The sequence below is a fragment of the Mesorhizobium sp. NZP2298 genome (assembly GCF_013170825.1).
GTDB lineage: Bacteria > Pseudomonadota > Alphaproteobacteria > Rhizobiales > Rhizobiaceae > Mesorhizobium.
The window spans coordinates 7,055,583-7,075,818 of record NZ_CP033365.1 but is presented as its reverse complement, the minus strand read 5'-3'; the positions used below and the strand labels follow the sequence as shown (position 1 = coordinate 7,075,818).

Sequence of the window (20,236 nt, the reverse complement as noted above, 5' to 3'; positions counted from 1 at the left end):
CGCTCCGGTATGCTTGAGCTTCAGCCTGTCCACCTTCCAGTTGAAGCCGTATCTAAACCCCTTCTGCATGTTCTCCTTGTTGATTGTTGTTGTTTCGAGAAAGCCGCGGCCCAGCACTCAACGGGCTTAGCGAGCGGATCGCTTCATGTGGCAGATCGGATTAGGGCCGCTACGCCCCGGTGGCTCAGGCGGTCGTGGCACGGCGGCCGGCGATCTTCTCTGGCGCGAAGGCCGCTGAGAGATAGGCAATTTCATCCGCGCTGAGGGCGATATTGGTCGCGGCGGAGTTCTCTTTCACATATTTGACGCGCTTGGTTCCCGGGATCGGTACGATCGCTTGCGGCTGTCCCAGCAGCCAGGCGAGGGCAAGCTGGCCGGGCGTCGCGCCCTTGGCCGCCGCCAGGGCCACCAGGACCTCGACAGGCGCCAGGTTCGACGCCATGGCGTCCGCGGCAAAGCGCGGATCCATGGCGCGGAAATCGCCCTGGCCGAACGCCGTTCCGGTCTTGACCTCCCCGGTCAGCATGGACCGTCCCAGCGGGCAATAGGGCACGAAGGTGATGTCCAGCGCGCGGCAGGCCGGCAGGATGTTCGCCTCGACATTCCGCTCCCACAGCGAATATTCCGATTGCAGCGCGCTGATCGGATGGGTGGCATGGGCGCGCTGCAGCTCGTCCGACGTAGCCTCGCTCAAACCGATTGCGCGCACCTTGCCTTGTTCGACCAGGCGGGCCATCGCCCCCACTGTTTCCTCAACCGGGACGTTCGGATCGACCCGATGGGCGTAATAGAGGTCGATGGTCTCGACCTTCAGCCGCCGCAGGCTGGCCTCGCAGGCCTCCCGGACATAATCGGGCTGGCCATTGAGCCTGAAGCCGGGGCCGTCCCCGCCGCGATCGAGCTGGACGCCGAACTTGGTGGCGATGACGGCATCTTCGCGGCGGCCCGCGACCGCGCGGCCGATGAGGTCTTCATTATGTCCGAACCCCGGGCTCTCGCCGCCGGTCAGGGCATTGCCGGCGCCATAGAAGTCCGAGGTGTCGAGAAAGCTTACGCCCAGATCCAGCGCGGCACGGATGGTCTCGACCGACTGGCTGTCGTCGGCGACCCCATAAAACTGGGACATGCCCATGCAACCAAGCCCCATCGGCCGGAAGCTGATGTCCGAGTGGCCCAGCATTATCCGGGCCGTGCCTAAAGTCTCTTCCGCTCTGGCGGTCATGTTTCTCTCCGCTCGTTTCTCGACAGGATCGGGACGGTGGACGGGCTTGGCCGTCTCCGGTCGGTCCCTATCTAAGCGGCATTGATTATCTCAACAATTGGAGCAAAGATGTTTTCAGAAACGCGGAAAATAAGATAATGCGAGCGCCAAAGCTGATCGAACTCGAAGCCGTGGTTGCGGTTGCCCGCCGCAAGACCTTCCGCGCCGCGGCCCGGGAATTGAACGCCTCGCCCACCGCCATTGGCAATGCTGTGGCCGGGCTTGAAGACGAACTGGGCGTCCGGCTGTTCGACCGGACAACTCGGCGCGTCGATCTGACCGCGGCCGGGCACGAGTTGGTGCGCGCGATCGCCCCGGCTCTGGCCGAAATTCACGCTGCGACCGCCGTCGCGCGCGGCGTGGACGGTGCACCCGCGGGCACGCTGCGCATCAACTGCTCCATCGCGGGCGGCCATCAGTTGCTGGTGCCGTTTGTCAACGAAGTCCTGCGCCGCCACCGGGACGTGAAAGTGGACATCGTGACAGAGGGTCGGCTGGTGGACATCGTGCAGTCCGGCTTCGACGCAGGCGTCCGGACGCAAGGTGCGATGCCCCCCAACATGGCCGCCGTCTCCCTTGGCCGGCGTCTGCGGAACGTCGTCGTCGCCTCGCCTGGCTACTTCGCGGCGCACGCGCGCCCGCGTCATCCCGACGACTTGCAGGAACACACATGTATCCGCATTCGCTGGCCGAGTGGTCTACCTTATGAATGGGAGTTCGAACGGGGCGGCGAGGTCTTGCAGGCCGATGTGCCGTGGTCGCTTAGTCTGGACAATCATGGCCTGATCGCCCGGGCTGCTCTGGCTGGCGTCGGACTGGCCTATGTCGCGGAAGCCGAGGTCGCGGAACATATCGCTGCAGGACGGCTTTTGGCCGTCCTGCAGGACTGGATGCCGGTGAACCCGGAATTCCAACTATATTACCCAGCGCGGCGTCCAGTGCCCGCCCATCTCGCGGCCCTCGTCGAGGTTGTCGAGGAGTTGCGCGGAGGCTGAGCCCCTCGCACAACACGATGGATCGGCGAAAGGCATCAGACTGCCGTCAGCCCGCCATCGACGCAGAGATCGATGCCCGTGATATAACTCGACTCGTCGGAGGCGAGAAACAAGGCCGCGGCCGCGATCTCGGACGGCTGCCCGAAGCGGCCAAGCGGGACGGCCGCAGTCATCGCGTCCTTCCAGGCTTGGGGCGCCGGTTGGGTGAATGGCGTGTCGATCGGCCCGGGACTGATCACGTTCACACGGATGTTGCGCTCCTTCAGTTCCATCGTCCAGCCGCGCGCGAAGGCGCGGACGGCAGCCTTGCTTGCGCTGTAGACGCTGGCGCCGGGCATCCCCTTCAGATGCGCGATGGAACTATTCAGGATGATTGAGCCGCCGTCCCGGAAGATCGGCAACGCCTTTTGCACCGCAAACAGCACGCCGCGCGTGTTGACGTTGAACGTGTGATCGAAGACATCGGGTGTGACCGTAGCGACGAACTCGCCCATATGCCCGGCGCCGGCACTGATGAAGAGCACGTCGATATCCCTTTTTGCCGGCCGATCGTTTCGAACAACCTATCGAGGTCGTCGAGGCGGGCTAGATCGCCCTTCACGCCTGCGGCGCTCTCTCCGATGGCCTGCACAGCTTCGTCGACCACGTCCTGGCGCCGCCCGGTGACGAAGACATAGGCGCCTTCCTCGGCGAACCGCTTCGCTGTCGCCAGCCCCATGCCTGTTGTCCCGCCGATGACGACGGCCACCTTTCCTTCGAGCCTTCCCAAAACAAAATCCTTTCTGAACGGTGTTGGGCTGCCGGTGGCGCCCGTTTCTGTCATGTCGGATGATTAAATGTATTTCCAATACGGAATAATGGAATACTATGAATTCCTATATGGAATTCATGTCTCGGAGGTGCACGTGGATCAGATCGGCAGGATGCGGCTCTTCGTCCGCGTTGTTGAAACGGGCAGCTTTTCCCGAGCGGCCAAGGCTGAAGGAGTCGTCCAGCCTACCGCCAGCAAGGAGATGTCGGCGCTTGAGAAGCATATTGGAGGTATCCTCGTCAGGCGCAATTCCCGCGGTCTGACGATCACCGAGCAAGGACAAGAATTCTACGACTTCTCCGTCGGCATGCTCGCCGATCTCGACGCGGCGGAGAATCGCATCCGGTCCGGGCAGACCTCACCAAGGGGGCGGCTACGGGTCACCTGTCCGGCGGTCTTTTCCAGTAGGCTCATCGTCCCGAACCTGCCGGATTTCTTCCAGCGCTATCCTGATCTCTCCATCGATCTCCAAGTCTCCGAGCGTTACCTGAACCTTGTCGGGGACGGCATTGATGTGGCCATCCGGATCGGGAACCTCGCAGATTCAAGCCTTCTGTCGCGCCAAATCGGAAGCGTGACGGCCGTGGTCGTCGCAAGCCCGGGCTATCTTGAACGCTATGGCAAACCGCGGGGGCTTGAAGATCTTCAGCACCACGCCTGCCTGCCGTTCATGTTCCAAGGCAACTCCAAGACCTGGAAATTCGAGGTCGACGGGAGTCCTGTCGAGATCGTACCCTCCGCCGCTCTGCGCACGAACGATGCCGACGCCGTCCACACCGCCGTGCGTGCCGGCTTGGGGCTGGGGCAGGGCCCGCGTTGGATATTCTGCGATGACATCGACGCGGGCACGCTGGTGCCTCTCCTGACCGCCTACGCCCCGCAGCCTTTTCCGATCCAGGCCGTTCATTCGGGTACGCGACGCATGAACGGCGCCATCAAGGCATTTGTCGACTTTGTTGCAGAGCTTACTCGCGGCGAGCTAAATCTGAGAATGGCATAGCTTGCGTGCATCAAGCTGCGGTATGGCCAAATTCGCACTCGCTACAAAACAGCAGCCCGACGTTGTGACCCCTCCTGGGTCGTGTTGACAAAAGGGATTCCCGGGTCGGACTGGATGTGATTCAGCTGGTATCTGCGATGGAGGCCAGCTTGGCACGAGACCTGATGACGGACGAAGAATGAGGGTTCCATGAGCGTATCATCGTTGCGGCCCGCGCCCTTAACCGGCGCAAACCTCTGAACCATCGCCTTGTTCTGGATGGGATTTTCTGGATCGCACGCACCGGACCACCGTGGCGCGACCTTCCAGAAAGTTCAGCAAATGGTCGTCTGTCTACCGGCAGTTCCGACGATGGACGTTGGCCGGGCTCTGGGACCAGATCATGGACGCCCTGAACGAGAGCGGGCTGGGCCCCCGACGCCCTGCAGATGATCGACAGCACCGTGGTCCGCGCCCGCTGCGTCGTCACTCGCGACGACCAAACCGCAGAAAGATTCCTAGGCTTCATCGACATCACGTCGATCCGCCTTTGGCGCCGCCATTTGTCAATATGACCCAAGTGGCTCAATGGTTGAGCATGTACCCACGAACTAACTGCTCCACGGCAAACTCTGGCCCTCTTCCTTCGGCACGGCAGCGATGCGGCCCAGCCACTTTCTGCGCATGGCGGCCTGCCGCCCAGCCGCAGCCAACGGTTGTTTCCCGCCCGGACTTGACCGTTCTTGCTCGCCGTGGCGGACGGGTGAACGGCTCAAGTACCTATATCGGCAGCGGTCAACGCCAACACGGAAAACAGCGATCGATCGTGGAATGCGTCTAGGACTAGTGGTTCGCCTTTAACGCGTCTAGCAGATCTCCCCACTCCTGCATCAGCGTCACCCGCTGCTCCCAATAGGTCGCGCGGTTGTAGGTCCGCCGGATGGCGTTCTTGTCCTGGTGCGCCAGGACAGCTTCAATAACGTCTGGATCGTAGTCGCGGGCGTTGAGGATGGTGCTGGCGGTCACCCGGAAACCATGGGCGGTCACTTCGTCCTTTCCGTAGCCCATACGTCGTAGCGCAGCGTTCATGGCGTTCTCGGAAAGCGGCCGTTTTGTGGAGCGGATCGAAGGAAAGACCAAGCCGCCGTCCTCTGAGAACTGCCAGACCTCTTCCAAGACCGAAAGCGCCTGTTTGGACAGTGGCACGTCGTGCGGAGCACGCATCTTCATGCGCTCGGCCGGAATATGCCAGACGGCCTTCTTTCGGTCGAATTCGTCGCGCGTGGCGCCCCGTATTTCGCCGGGACGGACACAGGTGAGGGCAAGAAACTGGAGGGCGGCTTTGATGGTTGGCCAGCCGTCGTATTCGTCGACCGTCATCAGGAGCTTGCCGAACTTCTTTTCATCGGTGATAGCGGCACGACCGTTGACTTTCGGCGGCTGGAGAGCGCCCCGGAGGTGTAGGGTTGGGTCGGCCTCTGCCCGTAAGGTGACAATCGCCAAGCGGAAGACGCTGCCTACTACGCCGCGTAAACGCCGCGCTGTCTCTCTTCGACCACTCCTTTCGATCTTCTGGAGGAGTTGGAAAATTTCGGCTGGAGTGATCTCGTTAATGGGGCGCTTGGCGAGTGGGCCGGCCAGATCTTCCAGGAGCCATTTGGTTTTTGTGATGGTAGCCGCCGCAGCGTCCCGTTCCTCCATCCGCGTGACATACTCCTCGGCGACCAAGGCGAAGGTGGTGCGTGCTTCCGTGATGGCGGCAGTCTTCTCCTCTTTGCGTTTGGTTGAGGGGTTGGTGCCGGCGATCAACAGCCTCTTGGCGTCGTCGCGCTTTCCTCTCGCGTCGAGAAGTGACACCAGCGGGTATTTTCCAAAGGAGAGGATATTTTCCTTCTCCAGGTAGCGGTACCGGAGTTGCCAGAGTTTGGAGCCGTTGTTCCGGGCGAGGAGATAAAGCCCGTCGCCATCAGCAAGACGATATGGCTTGTCTTTGGGCTTAGCGTTCTTGCAGGCGAAGTCGGAGAGAGACATGGGTAACGGACCTCCCGGCTAATGGGTAACGCCTAAATCGTTACCCACAAACCGATGCGTTGCAACGGTACGCGGTGGGTCATCATAAACCGCCAAACTAGGCTAAGTCATTGATTTGTATTGATTGGTGAGACGTCGTGGGACGCGATGGGAAAGTGAAATGGTGCCCAGAGGCGGATTCGAAGTAAATGAAATCTGGTTTTGCTTTCAAATGTTTGTGGTTCGCATAGCCACGGCACCTACCAACAGGACTACCAACAAAATATTTCTGTGGATTAGTTTGGTTCCCAAACCTCGCTCTGCACGCTACGACGCCGGCATACCTGCACCTTATCTCACAAGCCGATAGCGGTTGCTACTTGGGGTGGCCCAGTTCGTCCCCCCTCAATGACATCCCATGATGCGGGGGGGAGACCGCTACATCGCGAGACCCACTATCGTCGAAGCACTCTTCTGCTATCGGCGACGGTCAGCAAGAGCGTAAACGTCGTCGAAGATCGATCGAAATTAGGTGGCAGGGTCCCCACGGGCTCGATAGGCCAACTGCCCCTCGCCGTGCACCCGAGGGCGCTGCTTGAACCACAATCGTGCGCACATCGCACATAGATGCTATCAATGAAGATGCGCAGGGAGGGCGAACAATCGAATGGAGAATGAGGACAGGTCGCGAACCAGATCTGATCGGCGAATCGCCTTGCTCATCGATGCGGACAATGTGTCCCACGGCAAGATCGCAGCGATACTGGCGGAACTTTCAAAATACGGCACGGCCAATATCCGCCGCGCCTATGGCGACTGGGCAAGCGCCAATCTCAGGAACTGGAAAGACAAGCTGCACAATTTTGCAATTCGGCCCATTCAACAGTTCACCTATTCGGCCGGCAAAAACGCCACCGATATTGCGCTTGTGATCGATGCAATGGAGCTTCTCTACACGCAAAAGCTTGACGCTTTCTGTTTGGCTTCCAGCGACGCCGATTTCACACCACTAGTGATGCAGTTGAAGGCCAATGGACACGAGGTCTACGGATTTGGGGAACGCAAAACCCCCACTCCCTTCATCAATGCCTGCACGACTTTCCTCTACCTCGATAGCCTGGACGATGCTGAGCAACCGACAACTCCTGAAGCCCCCGGCGAGAAACCAAAGGCCAAAGCGGAATCGGCGGCCAAATCTAAAACGCCCGCCGAAAAGTCCGCCGACAAGCGAACGGGCAAATCTCTGTCGCAAGATACGACCCTCGTGACGATCCTGCGTGGCGCTGTGGAAGCCACGGCGCAAGACGATGGATGGGCAGCTATGTCATCGGCAGGAAGCGCAGCGAAACGACAGGCGCCCATCGATCCACGAAACTATGGGGTCAAGAATTTTCCGGCACTTTTCGCGGCGACTGGCCTCTTCGACATAATGAAGATGGAGGATGGGCAGAGGTACGTCGCAGACAAGCGGAACAAGGACCGCTCACCACTGCCGAGCCGATAGGGATAAGAAATTCCATCATTGCCGTTGATGGCCAAGGCGCGCCGGCGAGCGCTTTCTTGCCTTCTAACACCACTACTAACGACAGGCCGAAGCTTACATCTCTCCTCTGGGTATCGCAGGCCGGTTACCATCAAGAAGCGCCGCAAAGCTGATGCGAGCATGGGCTAACTACGTCAACCCGGTCAAAGCCGAGAACGTGGTGCCTATTCACGAACGTGTCTCTGTCTTAGATTTTCGTCGCCCGCCCCGAAGCGGCTTAGGGGGTGCGTCTCCCGCGGGCGACTCGATGAGGAGGTCAGTCGCGACCTACCTCAAGCGCGTCCCCGCAACCAATTAACCGTCCCGGTCTAGCCGGGGCGATTTTTTGCGTTTTAAAGGCCCGGCCTCCTGCCTATTGATCTGTTCGCTCTACTTCGCACTTATCGCGAAATTGGAGAGATGCAGAAACGACTGAACTTCATTGCTTTAGTTGCAAAAATTCGCAGTTTTTGCTAAATTAACGCAAATGACGAAAAGTCCGCCCCGTCTTCCCCAAGGTCGTTCCCAACTTGTCCGTGTGCTGTCCGCGGCGGGCGACGTCATTCACGTCGATGATGTAGTGGCTGCGCTCCAACTCGACCGCACCGCCGCCGCCCAGCGATTGTCGCGCTGGGTCGAGCAGGGATGGCTGAGCCGGGTGGGCCGCGGCGCCTATGTTGCAGCGTCAATTGATACGATGGGGTCGGATCGCGTCCTTGATGATCCATGGGTGCTCGTCCCCGCGCTCTTCGCGCCAGCCTATATCGGGGGTCGCACCGCGGCCGAGCATTGGGACCTCACCGAACAAATCTTCAAGGACATTCTCGTGATGACCGCACAGGCTGTGCGGCAGAAGCGCCAAGAGAGACACGGCACGCTTTTTTCGTTGAAGCACATCGATGAGCGGAAGCTCTTTGGCACGAAGAGCGTCTGGCGCCATCAGACGCGTGTGCCCGTATCGGACGTGCACCGTACGATCATCGATATGCTGGATGACCCAGCGATCGGTGGCGGAGTCCAGCACCTGGCCGATTGCCTCGCTGCCTACCTACGCCGTGGCGACCGCGACGACGAGAAGCTCATCGAGTACGCGGTGCGTCTCGCCAATGGTGCCGTTTTCAAGCGCCTGGGCTTTCTTGCGGGACGCTCCCCCGAAGGAGCGGCGCTGGCGCGCCTTTGCGAACACCATCTCAGCGGCGGCCACGCCAAGCTCGACCCCGCTCAGGATGGGCCGCACGTTGTGACAAAATGGCGACTGCGCGTTCCCCCGAGCTGGGCTCGCGAGGGAACGACATGATCGAAAAGCGCGAAATCCTCGCCATCGCCCAGCAGACATCCCTCACGCCACATGTCGTTGAGAAGGACTACGTCCTCGGATGGATGCTCGCCGGTATCTACCAACACGAGGATCTCGTGGAGAATTGGGTGTTCAAGGGCGGCACGTGCCTGAAGAAATGTTTCTTCGAGACCTATCGCTTTTCCGAAGATCTCGATTTTACGCTTATCAAGCCCGACCAACTCGACGCCGACTTTTTGAAGAGCACGTTTTCTGAAATCGGTGAATGGATCTACGAACAAACCGGCATCGAGATTCCAGCCGACAAGCAAGAGTTCGAGGTTTATCAGAATCCCCGTGGACAAATCTCTTGTCAGGGTAAGATCAGCTATAAGGGGCCTGTCTCATCAACCCACGCGCTTCCGCGCATAAAACTCGACCTGACTGCTGACGAACGTGTCGTTCTACCGCCTGTTCGCGCGCAGATATTCCATCCGTACAGCGACGTTCCAGAAGACGGTATTGAGGTCTTGGCGTATGACTACGTCGAGGCCTTCGCCGAAAAATTCCGGGCGCTCGCCGAGCGGACACGCCCACGCGACCTCTATGACGTCGTGCACCTCTACAGAAATGCCGAGGCACGCCCTGACCCGCAGCGCTTTATGGAAGTCCTGCGCGCCAAATGTGAATTCAAGGGCATCGAAATTCCGCGCATAGCTGACCTCGAGCCGCACCGCACGGATCTTGAATCGGGCTGGATTCACATGCTGCAGCACCAGCTCCCAGCGCTCCTGCCGGTCGCGATCTTCTGGGGGGCGCTCCCAGAAATTTTCGCCTGGCTCGAAGGCGCCGTCACGCAACCACTCGCGGCGATGCCTATCGGCGCTGGTGAGACGCTCATCCGTGAACGCATCATCAGTTTGCCTGCGGGCGTTCGAGGCCAAACCTACATTGAGATGGTCCGCTTCGCCGCGGCTAACCGGCTCCTTGTAGAAATCGATTACCGGGACAAGCAAGGCAACCGCTCCACGCGCGCGATCGAAGCTTACTCCCTCCGCCGCTCGCAGGCAGGAGACGTGCTGCTCATGGCGGTGCGCGCAGACAACGGGCAGCCGCGCAGTTATCTGGTCGATAGCATTCTTGGGGTCAAAGCCATCCAGACGCCCTTCGCACCGCGCTACCCAATTGAACTTACGCCATCTGGCCTACAAAGCATTCCACGGACTGCGAGTTCGGGTTCAGGAGCAACTTTCGAGGTGCGCCGCGCGCCAGTTGTTCGGCGTTTGCCCGCTCTTAGATCGACCCGAAGCTCGGGTTTCACGGCGGCAAATGGCCCAACCTACGTCTTCAGGTGCTCCGTCTGCGGAAAGACTTTCAACAAAAAGAGCTACGACGCGACTTTGAACACGCACAAGAACAATCGGACAGGTTACGAATGCTACGGCACATTTGGTACGTATGTAACAACGAAATACTAGTTGCCGGAACGCCCCGGGTTCGGGAATGCCCGCTGGCCGGTGATGTTGATTGATGAAGCCAACGCTGTGCCATTCTCCGCATCAATCCTCGTTCGCATAGCCTCCAACCTTATGTTCACGAAACGCGCTTGCCCGGCCGCGGCGCGTATCCGGCAAGGGATCGCTTTCAATCGCCTTGGACCAGGCGGCGCGCATGGCCGGATCGCCGCGGTTGTTTCGGTCCATCGCGCTGACCAAAGCGGCGCCGAAATGCCTCGCCAGGAAGGGGTCGTAGAGCAGATGCTCTGCCGGGTCTGTCATGTTGGTCTCGCTTAGAATTGATCTGAGGCCAATGCTCAGTGCATCGTCAATTTCGGTAGGTACTCTCGTTGGGTGCGCGCGCATGGAGGCTGCTAAAAAACGGGTCGTGCACATTAATGGTGCGGGCGTTCGCATCGTCATAACCTGCACGATCTCGGGCCAGAGCACCGCTTCAAAGTCAGGATTGGAGATCTTCGACCGATAAATCTGATCCAGCAATTCAGCGAGGACCAACGTATCTGTCTCATCCTTACTGCCAAACAACGCTTGCAGGGCTTTCGTTGCACCATCCACGGTCACAATGCCGAGGTCGAGGAGTGTGGGGAAGGCAGCCTCCAACCGAAGTGGATATCTGTCGAGCGTCGATAGCAACCGCATTTTCTCGGCCGCCGCTGGACTAGGCCCGGCGCGCTCAACCAAGCTCGCAATCACGCGTGCGCATTCCAGTGCCAAATCGCTGTCATTTCTACGAAATGGATTCGGGTGTTTCGGCGCGCCAGCGTGATTGGCAACATACACGTGCAGACGCTCGATCAACGCGACGATCTGAGCCTCTTCAAGCCTGAACTGTTTTTGCTGAAGCAGGTTTGCGAACGTATCGTTCTCGAAGTAGGCGTCCGTGAGTGGAGTGTCAGCTAGAAACTTGGCGCACAAGGCCCCTTGAACATCTGTGCCGGCCGGCTTCGGTAGTGAAAGGAAGGAGGCGGGATAGAAGGCAGTCCCGCCCGGCAGGCCATCTCGAACATAGGCCGGACTCCACAACGCCTTGCCAAGTTGGTTGCAATCTTTTGTGTTCAGAAGATTGGCATTAAGCAACTTTACCACTCTGGACGAAGCCGCGCGGCGTGTATCCGACGAGCGCGAGGCTTGGATTGTGGTTGCGATGATCTTCCGCCATCTCGGATCTGAGTTGTCCATCTTTACATCACTAGGAATATGTTCCGCAGGATCTTGAACGTCATGAGCGAAGTTGCCTGTGCGCTTCGTGATCGGATGTCCAAAGATTGTGAGCTGCATTTCGTTATGCACGAGAACATCCGCCGCCTCGAAACAGCGTCGCACCAGTTGGTGAATCTCGTCGCCTAGGTCAATTTTGCGCGCAAATCGCGGATTGGCGTGTAGTGCCAGCCCGATTTCCAGCAGCTTTGGCGCGCGGTGCGGCGTACGCAGGACTACGCGAGAAGCTATTTCGATTGCCGACTTAAGCTGCTCCATCCAAAAGCGCGTCTCCACACCGCCTGCTTCGACCCGCTTCTGGGCCGCGGCAATCAGTCGGAACATGCGATCGATCAAGCGGTCCGCCTCGCTCGCCTCAATCCTGGCGATCGTCGAACGAGACAGGAGCTTGTCGAACTCCTTGCTTGCAGATCCAGGCGAGGCGCGAAGAAGAGCGTCGATCGCTCTAGTGGGTGCCACATTCATCAACCAGCGCGCAGCTTCCAGGGAAAGCTGCTTCGCAACTACTGCGTGACCGATACGAAGCGGCACGCCGATCTCCTCTTGGAATCGGAGTGCTTGATATGCGAGTAGTCGCTCAATGCGAGGGTCGATTGTGCCGAAATTGAAGGTTCTGTACGTGGAGCCTAGATCGAACCGCTGCGTGATTTCGAGCTCTTGCTTGAGCGCCGGCGCCACATGAGCAAGCCGCCTGACCAAGTCGAAAAAGTCGCGATGGCCCGGGCAGCCGCGTGCCTGAAGTTCCTCTTGCCGCATGTCGAATCGATCGCGCGCCGGCTTGTTCTCGTGCCAATCGCCGATCGTGCCGTACAAGACGGCGCTGCGGAACAGCAGGGCGAAGCTCTCGCGCGACCAAGAGGCAATGTCCTTGGCCCCCCTCCGAGTTTGCTCGCGAATCGCATTGAGCGATTGCGCGGACAATTGCGATGCTTCCTCATCTCGCCCCAAGTCTGCCAGCAAGGCGGCCTTTCGAAGCAACCAGAAGCTGTCGCCTTTAATATTCCACTTATTAAGCGCTGCTTCGAGCCCGTCGACATCACAATCCGCGCGTAAACGCAGACAGGTTTCATAGGTTAGGCGCTCCACCCCCTCCGTATCATCCGCAAGTCTAGGCTCGAGCCAGCCAGCCCAACGTGTGTATACGCTTAGGTCATTCTCTTCGCGAGCGTGTCGCAGGATCGCTAGCGCCAAGGCGCGGAACTGTCGTGCCTGCTCGGACGACAATTGGTCATAGCGGTCGATCAATGCGTCAAGAAGTTCGAGGATCATATCATCGACGGTCAAGACAAGTGGAACAAGCGCTCGCTCCTGCTGCCAGTTCAGCTCGAACAATGCGTCAAGCCGCTCTTCCTCGCCAAGCGCGCGCAGCCCAGCGACGAGGTCTTCGCTGAAACGCCGCCAAAGGCGTTGCCAAAGCGACTCGCTCGTATCAAAGGGCGGCACTATCCAACCGGGGTAAACACCGCGATGCTGCCGCCATTGGAAGACTAGTGCACGAACCTTCTCGACAGGCGTTTCCCTCCCGCTCCACTCTGGATCAGCTATCGGCGCCTTCAAATCGGGGGACGGAGTCACGTACATGAGAGGTGGTACGAAGCCGGCTGCCGCGCCCGGCCAGCGTTGCGAACGGTACGGCTCTTCGGCACGCATACGCTCAAGGAACCATTGGTGGGCGTTCGCTATCCGCTGGCTCTCAGGCCATGTTTCGAACATCGGGAGCTTCGAGAGGTCGACTGGCTGAATACGGCGGCTTTCCAGCATCTTGCGCTTGGATGCACTTAATTTAAGGGCGCCGATTAAGTAGATCAACGGCGCCTTCGACCCGAGCCGATCGCGGACCCAACCGGACCAAAACAAGAAGTTCGGATCGTCTCCTGAAAAGCCGAGTAGCACCAACATGTTTTCCATGGAGAGCTGCTGTGCGAGATTGACAAAAGCCGCAAAACGCGTCGGGTAGGTCCGGAAATCTTCTTCGGAGAGAATGAAAGGGCGGTGCGAAGGGAAACTACCATGTAGCTTGATCACCCTAGGCGCGCGTGCTTCGGGGATCTCCTCTACAGTGCGCAGGACGTTATACACACGCTCCTCCGCTCCTTCAGCTGCCCGTTCCAGCAGGGTATCCCAATTGGTCGTCATGATGTCTGCCCACGGAAGCTCGACGAGCATCTTGTGCAGCTTACCTGGCGCGAACTGGCGGTCGGGGACATTGCGAAGTATTAACTGGTCGAGCGCGTTTCGCCCGAATTGAGCCTCGAATTCTTCTGCAACCCGCAGATAAGCGCTGGTCGCGCCGCTCTGTGTCAGCAACCACTCGCGGTGGCTTAGCCCTCCGCCAACAAATGCCGGGCCGCTTGTCACATGTGCGGGAGGTGCCGGATATAGCTGGTCCACCATTGTTTCATAGATGTCATTCCAACCGGGCATCGTGGCGCCCGAGCCCTGAACCGGCGTAGCGTTTCGGCTGAAACCGGCGCCGACTAGCAAAGCCGCCGACCCCACCGGCTCCCGCGCCCAAAGAGCTTCGGATATTCGCGCGACATGCGGTGCGTCCGAAAAGGTACTCATCATTTCTAAATCCCTTTGCGCCGTGACAATTCGCAGGAATGGAGCGCCCAGTTCACCAGACTGGGATAGCCTCGAAGCGAAACTCTTGCCAGCAATTTGCGGTTATTGACAATGACCGACAAGACTCGCTGACGAGAAACGGTCTAGAACGAAAGAATGCAGATTTGGACCTTCCCTTGTCATCAAAGAAACTGGTCATATGACATTCGGAACTGATGAACGCTTGAAAAGCTACCTGGACACAAATCAGTTGCAGCGGGAACGTATGTGCGTCGCCGTCCTTGCCTTGGACAAGCGGTTTACAAATGTTCGCCCGCGCCACCCTCGTGGCGGACCCGACGGTGGTCGAGATATTGAAGCTATCTTCGGTGGGGAACAGAAGGTCCATGGCGCTATCGGGTTCGTCAATCAAGCCAACGATTCGACGGATCACAAGAAGAAAGCCCAGAAAAAGTTCGTCGGGGATTTGGCGAGCGCGATCGCAGCCGACCCTGAAATCAAGTCATTTGTTTTTTTCACGAACGTGAATCTTACCGCTGGCGAAAAGGATGCGTTGATCCAGAAGGTCACAAAAAGCGGATTGGCCCACTGCGAAATCTTCGACCGAGAAAGAATTCGATTAGTCCTTGATGGCGCAGATGGAATGGCGATCCGGTTTCAGTCGCTCGGCATCCCGATGTCTGAAGCGGAACAGGCAACATTCTTCGCCAGATGGGGCGACGATATTCAGAGTGTGATTGTTGATGGATTCAGTGAAATCAAGAAGTCGCTGAACCGAATGCAATTTTTGCAAGAGATGAATGCTCCCCTTGATCAGTTCCTCGTCTTGTTGGAACTGGACCGCGAGTACGATGGCAATGAGATCGGCCACTTCCGATTTTTCGTGAGCATTAGTCTCGCCGAACCGCGAGATGGGCTCTTTATGTTGACGTTTGGAACATCGGATCGCGCAGATAGAGCGAGAGCAAAATCAGTGGCCGATGTTGAGGCCATGCCGGCAGGCATCTTGCACGGAATGATGGGCGCCAAGTGGGAGCGACGCATTCCGGCCGCGGAACATGCGCCGAACGAGGACGTTGCCGATGAGGGTGCCGATCATGACGAGGGTACGAACGTGGGCACTTTCACATCAGTCGGGATGGAGAAAGTACGCTTTTTGCGTGCTGAATTTGGGTATGGAGGCGGGAGCTTTCGCTTCGGTCCTTACCTCCGCCTTTCTGACATTGATGAGAGCATGATTGCTCTATTCGTGAACAAGGCATTGGCGGAAAAGATCAAGGCCATACATTTTATCGGCAACCAGTATAAGCTTGCCGAGTATGGCCGAGAGGGGTTTCGAATCGACACGCAAGGAAAGTTTGAGCCGAGTCTAATTTTTACCCCCTCTGAGCTTTCTGATGAATGGCGCCGGATCATGCGGAACTTTGGCCCATTCAGCGTCCGATATGCAGAAATGACCCCCATCAGACTTTTCGAGCCGGTCGAAGCGAGCAACTCTCTGCCAGTTCGCCGATCGAGGAAGGCGAACGGTTAGCGGAACGGTCGAACGCGAGACGCAAGCGAACTCGTTCGATGCCCGTCTGCGTTAGCGGCCAAAAAGGCGCGAGAAGAAGCCACGCTTGGACTCCTTTTGATTGGTATGTTGCGATTGCGCCTGATGGCGATTTTGCTTGGCCGGCTCCGTCCAGTCGACGGGTTGGGCGAATACAGTCTTAGCCGACACCGGAGTCGGCTGCCGCGATGAAGCCCGCAGCGGCTCGGTCCTATCGCCCATAGCAGGGATCTCGATCGCCTCCTTTGCGCGCGTGACCGCGACGTAGAAAAGTCTGAGTTCCGCCGCGTCCTCCCGCTCTCGATCGGCCCCCTCTTTATGCTCCTTTGCTGCGCGGGTCTTCAGGAAGTCGTCCATAAGTCGAACGTTCTTCCATTCTCGTCCCTTAGCCTTATGTGCCGTCGAGATGACGATATCGGCCTGATCCTCACCCACGGATTGATTGATAGCCCACAAAAGGCGTTTTTCGCCTTTGCTCAGCACCAGGTTGACGAACATGGTCAGGTGCTCGCCCTCCGCGGTTTTGGCGAAATCGACCACCGACTCCCAACTATTGAACCCGAAAAAGTCGGCGACGTCTGTTGGGCGCCCTTCCTTCAAGTCTCGCACCCCCCATAACAACTCCTTAAGGTCGTTGTTGTCGCCAACGAGATGGGGTTTGCGACCTTCGTCAATGCACTCAATCAGCGCAGTCATGACGTTCGCGTTGGTTCTCGCCAGAATGGCGTTAGGCTTGCAAGTCCCGACCCTACTCGACAAAGCCGGGTTGCCGGTCAGTGGTACGCTTTCGCCGAGTCGCTGCAGGATGCGGGATGCCTCGTGGGCAATCTCATGACCAAACCGAAACGACTGCGTTAAGCTCACGACGGCATCGGTCTCGATCGCCTCCATCGCATTAATCGCGCCACGCCACTCGTAGATCTGCTGATAGCGATCCCCAACGTAGACAAGTTGGGCGTCTTGCCTCTTCAGAACGTCCAGGACCACGGGATTAGTGTCCTGTGCCTCATCAAGAAGAATGTAGTCGGCCGAAATCTGCGGCTTGGACAGTCCCCAAAGCTTTAAAAATCCGTCAAAACCCAACGGGATCGCGTCCTTCGCATCGCACATGCGCCCCCACAGATGCTCGGCGTTGTTGCGCGCAAACTCATTCACTGCGTCTAGCGCTTCATCGCTTGCCGCAAGCAGCGATCCGTGACGCGGTACATGCGCGTCAGAGATTTCCTCGTCGCCGCTTTGGGCAAAACGTCTTACAGTCTGCTGGATCAAATAGGCTTGCGATACCGGCTGCAGGGAATGGTCACGGTCGGCACGCCATGCCTTCTTGAGTCCAAGTATCTCTGCGAGCTGCTTTGCGCTGACTTTTCCGGCAAACTTGTCTTTGGTTTTCTTGTAGTCAGAGTGAAGCGACTTCAGCGCCAGGCTATGAGTTGTCGAGCAATCCACTGGGGGAGGAAATTTCTCGCGGGCATCCCCCACAATAGCCTTGTTGAAAGCAATGTACTGCCCACGACTGCGGGTTCCCTGAGCGAGGAACTGCAGGGTTGAGGTCTTCCCCGTACCGGCATAGGCATTGATGCGGAGCGATCCGCCAGAGAGGAACGCGTCGATTGCCTGCTCCTGCTCCGCGGTGGGTTTGCGATTCCCTCGCTTGGCCGGAGCCTTAGTGTGCATAACGCCGGCATGTTTCTTGGAGGCTTTGGGGGCTTGTTCGAAAAGATCCGCTTGCTTGACGTCGAGTGCAGATTTGGCTCGGACCAATAGCTTTCCCGCCCGAGCGGTACTCCTGACTGCTGCCTCACTCGCGATGGCCTTGATAGCCTTACTGTCTCCGTTCGCCGTGGCCTTTTCCAGCATCGTCTCTAGCTGGTCGATTTTCAACGAAATAAAAGGTCGCTTCATGCCAAATCCCCTCGCTAGAATTCGTCCCTAAATGGGATCGAAGTCAAGATCGAGGCCAGCGCTGTCTTGCGACAGTGAGTCTGGAAAGTTGACGGTTTCAGCAATGTAGGAGGTGATACGGTCTGGTACCGACAGCAGATCAGGATTAACCAGATCGGTGAAACTTGAGCTTCCGGACTGTCAGAAGGACCCGCCAGTCTAGACTTTGCTAATGCTGCTGGTCGGCCACGCATAGGTTGAGCGCCTTCCGCAGCGATCGGATTTGTCCGGAAGTCCATCACCATTGAGGTGGCATCGGCGGGACTGGAAGCCTGTGGGCTAGGATACTCTTCTCGATGGCACAAGAACGAAGCCTTGAAGACCGCCTCGGTTTGGTCTCCCCCAAGTTACTGGCGGCCGAGGTCTGGCTCCCGATACTGGTGTCCCTAGACAAGGTCGAACTGCGTCATGCGCTACGGCGGGAACTCTTCCAGGTCGGCGACCTCGCTTTGAGGGCCATTGCGCTCGGCAAGACGCAGCAAGCGGTGAACTGGCTTGCGCTCGGATTCTATTGTGATCAGTCGATCGCGAGAGAGGCTTTGGGAACCTCGGGGGCCTTTCGCAGCTCGAAATATGGCTACAAGGTCAAGAGCCTCTTGGACGTTTTGGCCGCTCTTGAGCAGACAGACGCGGAGTTGCCTTTGTCTGAGGAGGTTCGCACATATCTTGCGTCGGTGAGGGCGCTAGCCAATCTGGCCACGTCGATTCATCACCTGGACCAGACTCTTAGGCAGTTTTTAAGCCGCAATGCCGACACCGCGTTAAAATCAGTCATAGCCAGGGTTGATGCCATATTCATGACTGGTCACCAGGCCGACCACGGAGCAAACACGGAGGGTATCAGCTTCTATTCGAAGGAAGATTTGGCTGAAGGCGCGTCCTACATCGTTCATTGCATCGACACCGAGATCGGCATCCAAACGAAACAGTTTAACAAGATGGCCGAATCGAAGATCTCGCACGGACTTTTCGACAAAGTGCTCGTAAAGGCTTGTAAGATACGCCGGTATGGCGAGGCAGAAATCCTTGTCGATGCATTCGATTATCGAGTTCTCATGAGTAAAAGGAAATTTATCGTATCAGCACCAACGCCTGAATTGGAAAAGAGTATACGTTTAGGATATATACAGGAGAATCAAGCGCGTGGCCGGATGCAATTTGAAAGAATAAAGACTATTAAAGGAGGCGTTGTTTCCGTATTTGATATCGCAGATAAATTCTACGATCGGACGCGTGAAGATGTTGTAAAGCTCATCGAGAAGCCTTTTAGTCGTTATACATTTCATCTGCCGGATGTTCCGCCCCTGCGGGCGCTGTTTTCTAATGATGCTTTTACAGCTGAGGAAGTAGTTTATCTTCATGATGTCGTAAATACAGAACTGGTAACATGGGAAGAGCTGGAGCGCTTCGAACTCCGCCCTGGCTTGTCGCTTCTCGACGTTGCAAAAGTCTATCGACTTTTCCTGTTTGTCGCCCGCCTTGCGACGAGGCAATTAGAGCCTCTGTTGAGCCATGACCCCGCCATTGCTTATCGCTCGTTGATTCCGGTGTTCAAAGAAGGGGTGTTGAGAGGGCTTTTGGGTTGGTGTCTGAGGCCCGAACAAATCGACGATGTGCTAGGCCTTTTATCCTGGAAGCCAGGTAGCGCAGGCGTGTTTGATCTTCAGTATCGGCCGATCATCCGAGGAGAGGATGGCCATCTCCTTGTGCCTATGCATATCGCAGGGATGGCCAACTGGTACCGAAACCTCGTTCATACCGGAAAAATTCGCCTCACTGACTCGGTTGAACAAGAAGCCGCTTCTCGTGCGTTGACGCATGCCCTGCAGCGCCATTGCGAACACGTGCGAGCGGAATATGAGACCGTACTCAACGGTCAACGCATCGAGATTGATGCAGTCTGTCGGTTTGGGGAATACCTATTTCTGTTCGAGTGCAAACATTCACTGCTGCCCTGCAACGTGCACGAATTGCGAACTTCGTTCAAACACGTTCGTACAGGCGCTGGCCAACTCGATCGCGTAAGCCATTTGCTCTCGGATCCGAAAGTCGAGGCCGAATTCTATCGTCGGTTGGGATGGAGCGTTGGTCCTGCGGAGGAGATTGTAACCTGTATCGTCTCCTGCAATGGCATGTTCTCCGGCCTCCGGGTCGACGGACACCCTGTGAGACGATGGGCTGAGTTGCTGAACATGATTGAAAAGGGGGTTGTCAGAACCGTAGAGGTGTCGGTGTTCGACGACGGCTCCGGACTAGACGCCCGCACTGAGAATGTCGTTGAGCGGAACCTTTGGAATGCTGCCCAGCTTGATCCGAAATTCCTCTATCAATACCTCAAGGAAGATAGCCTCTCTGCGATGCTCTTCGACGCGATGGTCGAACATGAGGAGGCCTATTCAGTGGGGGATACGGTACTCTCGTTTCGCAGCTACGCTCTCGATGCGAACGCGATCACGGATTCGATTGCCGAGCTCTCGGACAACTCCTCAGCGTAGGCTGAATAAGCCGGTGTGGCCGGATAACGCCCAGGCCGGACCGCGATAGAAGGGTGCGCGGACGATCCTGGGCGGCTCCGCCTTGTTGGCTACT

12 protein-coding genes and 2 pseudogenes are annotated in these 20,236 nt (G+C 57.7%); 8 read left to right on the top strand and 6 right to left on the bottom strand.

Annotated features, from left to right (window positions below):
- Positions 1-184: 184 nt before the first annotated feature.
- Entirely contained in the window at positions 185-1,222 is a 1,038-nt protein-coding gene (locus EB231_RS33530) for an aldo/keto reductase (RefSeq protein ID WP_246740835.1), read from the bottom strand.
- Between the two features lie 137 nt (positions 1,223-1,359).
- Between EB231_RS33530 and EB231_RS33525 the strand changes: the two genes are divergently transcribed.
- Positions 1,360-2,256 (top strand): LysR family transcriptional regulator, encoded by an 897-nt coding sequence (locus EB231_RS33525; protein ID WP_172352526.1) that lies wholly within the window; start codon positions 1,360-1,362, stop codon positions 2,254-2,256.
- Positions 2,257-2,291: 35 nt separating this feature from the next.
- On the opposite strand, the gene EB231_RS35850 is transcribed toward EB231_RS33525, so the two are convergent.
- Positions 2,292-2,750, bottom strand: coding sequence for an SDR family NAD(P)-dependent oxidoreductase (locus tag EB231_RS35850; RefSeq protein ID WP_445299337.1), 459 nt, complete (start codon positions 2,748-2,750; stop codon positions 2,292-2,294).
- An 11-nt stretch (positions 2,751-2,761) separates the two neighbouring features.
- Positions 2,762-2,974: pseudogene (locus EB231_RS35845) on the bottom strand (SDR family NAD(P)-dependent oxidoreductase); the annotation flags it as partial.
- A 187-nt stretch (positions 2,975-3,161) separates the two neighbouring features.
- Between EB231_RS35845 and EB231_RS33515 the strand changes: the two are divergent.
- A complete protein-coding gene (locus EB231_RS33515) occupies positions 3,162-4,067 on the top strand; it encodes a LysR family transcriptional regulator (protein WP_172352525.1) in 906 nt (301 codons plus the stop codon).
- Positions 4,068-4,264: 197 nt separating this feature from the next.
- Positions 4,265-4,522: pseudogene (locus EB231_RS33510) on the top strand (transposase); the annotation flags it as partial.
- Positions 4,523-4,889: 367 nt separating this feature from the next.
- Here the strand turns inward: EB231_RS33510 and EB231_RS33505 are convergent.
- Positions 4,890-6,077, bottom strand: a complete 1,188-nt coding sequence (locus EB231_RS33505) for a tyrosine-type recombinase/integrase (protein WP_172352524.1) — start codon at positions 6,075-6,077, stop codon at positions 4,890-4,892.
- A gap of 694 nt (positions 6,078-6,771) precedes the next feature.
- Here EB231_RS33505 and EB231_RS33500 point away from each other — a divergent pair.
- From EB231_RS33500 to EB231_RS33490, 3 genes are all read left to right on the top strand, one after another.
- Positions 6,772-7,560 carry an NYN domain-containing protein gene (locus EB231_RS33500; protein ID WP_206681884.1) on the top strand — a complete coding sequence of 263 codons (789 nt, stop codon included), beginning with the start codon at positions 6,772-6,774 and terminating at the stop codon, positions 7,558-7,560.
- 469 nt (positions 7,561-8,029) lie between these two features.
- Positions 8,030-8,875 (top strand): type IV toxin-antitoxin system AbiEi family antitoxin domain-containing protein, encoded by an 846-nt coding sequence (locus EB231_RS33495; RefSeq protein WP_246740834.1) that lies wholly within the window; start codon positions 8,030-8,032, stop codon positions 8,873-8,875.
- On the top strand, positions 8,872-10,332 hold the full coding sequence (locus EB231_RS33490) for a nucleotidyl transferase AbiEii/AbiGii toxin family protein (RefSeq protein WP_172352522.1): 1,461 nt from the start codon (positions 8,872-8,874) through the stop codon (positions 10,330-10,332). The genes EB231_RS33495 and EB231_RS33490 overlap by 4 nt, the downstream gene beginning before the upstream one ends.
- An 81-nt stretch (positions 10,333-10,413) precedes the next feature.
- On the opposite strand, the gene EB231_RS33485 is transcribed toward EB231_RS33490, so the two are convergent.
- Positions 10,414-14,157 carry an SIR2 family NAD-dependent protein deacylase gene (locus tag EB231_RS33485; RefSeq protein ID WP_172352521.1) on the bottom strand — a complete coding sequence of 1,248 codons (3,744 nt, stop codon included), beginning with the start codon at positions 14,155-14,157 and terminating at the stop codon, positions 10,414-10,416.
- A 196-nt stretch (positions 14,158-14,353) separates the two neighbouring features.
- Here EB231_RS33485 and EB231_RS33480 point away from each other — a divergent pair, with 196 nt between their 5' ends.
- Positions 14,354-15,688 carry a hypothetical protein gene (locus EB231_RS33480; RefSeq protein ID WP_172352520.1) on the top strand — a complete coding sequence of 445 codons (1,335 nt, stop codon included), beginning with the start codon at positions 14,354-14,356 and terminating at the stop codon, positions 15,686-15,688.
- 51 nt (positions 15,689-15,739) lie between these two features.
- Here the strand turns inward: EB231_RS33480 and EB231_RS33475 are convergent, their stop codons facing one another.
- On the bottom strand, positions 15,740-17,608 hold the full coding sequence (locus EB231_RS33475; protein ID WP_172352519.1) for a UvrD-helicase domain-containing protein: 1,869 nt from the start codon (positions 17,606-17,608) through the stop codon (positions 15,740-15,742).
- A gap of 335 nt (positions 17,609-17,943) precedes the next feature.
- On the opposite strand from EB231_RS33475, the gene EB231_RS33470 reads away from it, so the two are divergent.
- Positions 17,944-20,142: a hypothetical protein gene (locus EB231_RS33470; RefSeq protein ID WP_172352518.1), complete on the top strand. Its 2,199-nt coding sequence runs from the start codon at positions 17,944-17,946 to the stop codon at positions 20,140-20,142.
- Positions 20,143-20,236 lie beyond the last annotated feature (94 nt).

Bases quoted from the DNA above. Each gene is read 5' to 3' on its own strand.
- EB231_RS33485 (WP_172352521.1), bottom strand. From the start codon at position 14,157: ATGATGAGTACCTTTTCGGACGCACCGCATGTCGCGCGAATATCCGAA.
- EB231_RS33470 (WP_172352518.1), top strand. From the start codon at position 17,944: ATGGCACAAGAACGAAGCCTTGAAGACCGCCTCGGTTTGGTCTCCCCC.
- EB231_RS33530 (WP_246740835.1), bottom strand. From the start codon at position 1,222: ATGACCGCCAGAGCGGAAGAGACTTTAGGCACGGCCCGGATAATGCTG.
- EB231_RS33505 (WP_172352524.1), bottom strand. From the start codon at position 6,077: ATGTCTCTCTCCGACTTCGCCTGCAAGAACGCTAAGCCCAAAGACAAG.
- EB231_RS35850 (WP_445299337.1), bottom strand. From the start codon at position 2,750: ATGGGCGAGTTCGTCGCTACGGTCACACCCGATGTCTTCGATCACACG.
- EB231_RS33475 (WP_172352519.1), bottom strand. From the start codon at position 17,608: ATGAAGCGACCTTTTATTTCGTTGAAAATCGACCAGCTAGAGACGATG.
- EB231_RS33525 (WP_172352526.1), top strand. From the start codon at position 1,360: ATGCGAGCGCCAAAGCTGATCGAACTCGAAGCCGTGGTTGCGGTTGCC.
- EB231_RS33490 (WP_172352522.1), top strand. From the start codon at position 8,872: ATGATCGAAAAGCGCGAAATCCTCGCCATCGCCCAGCAGACATCCCTC.
- EB231_RS33480 (WP_172352520.1), top strand. From the start codon at position 14,354: ATGACATTCGGAACTGATGAACGCTTGAAAAGCTACCTGGACACAAAT.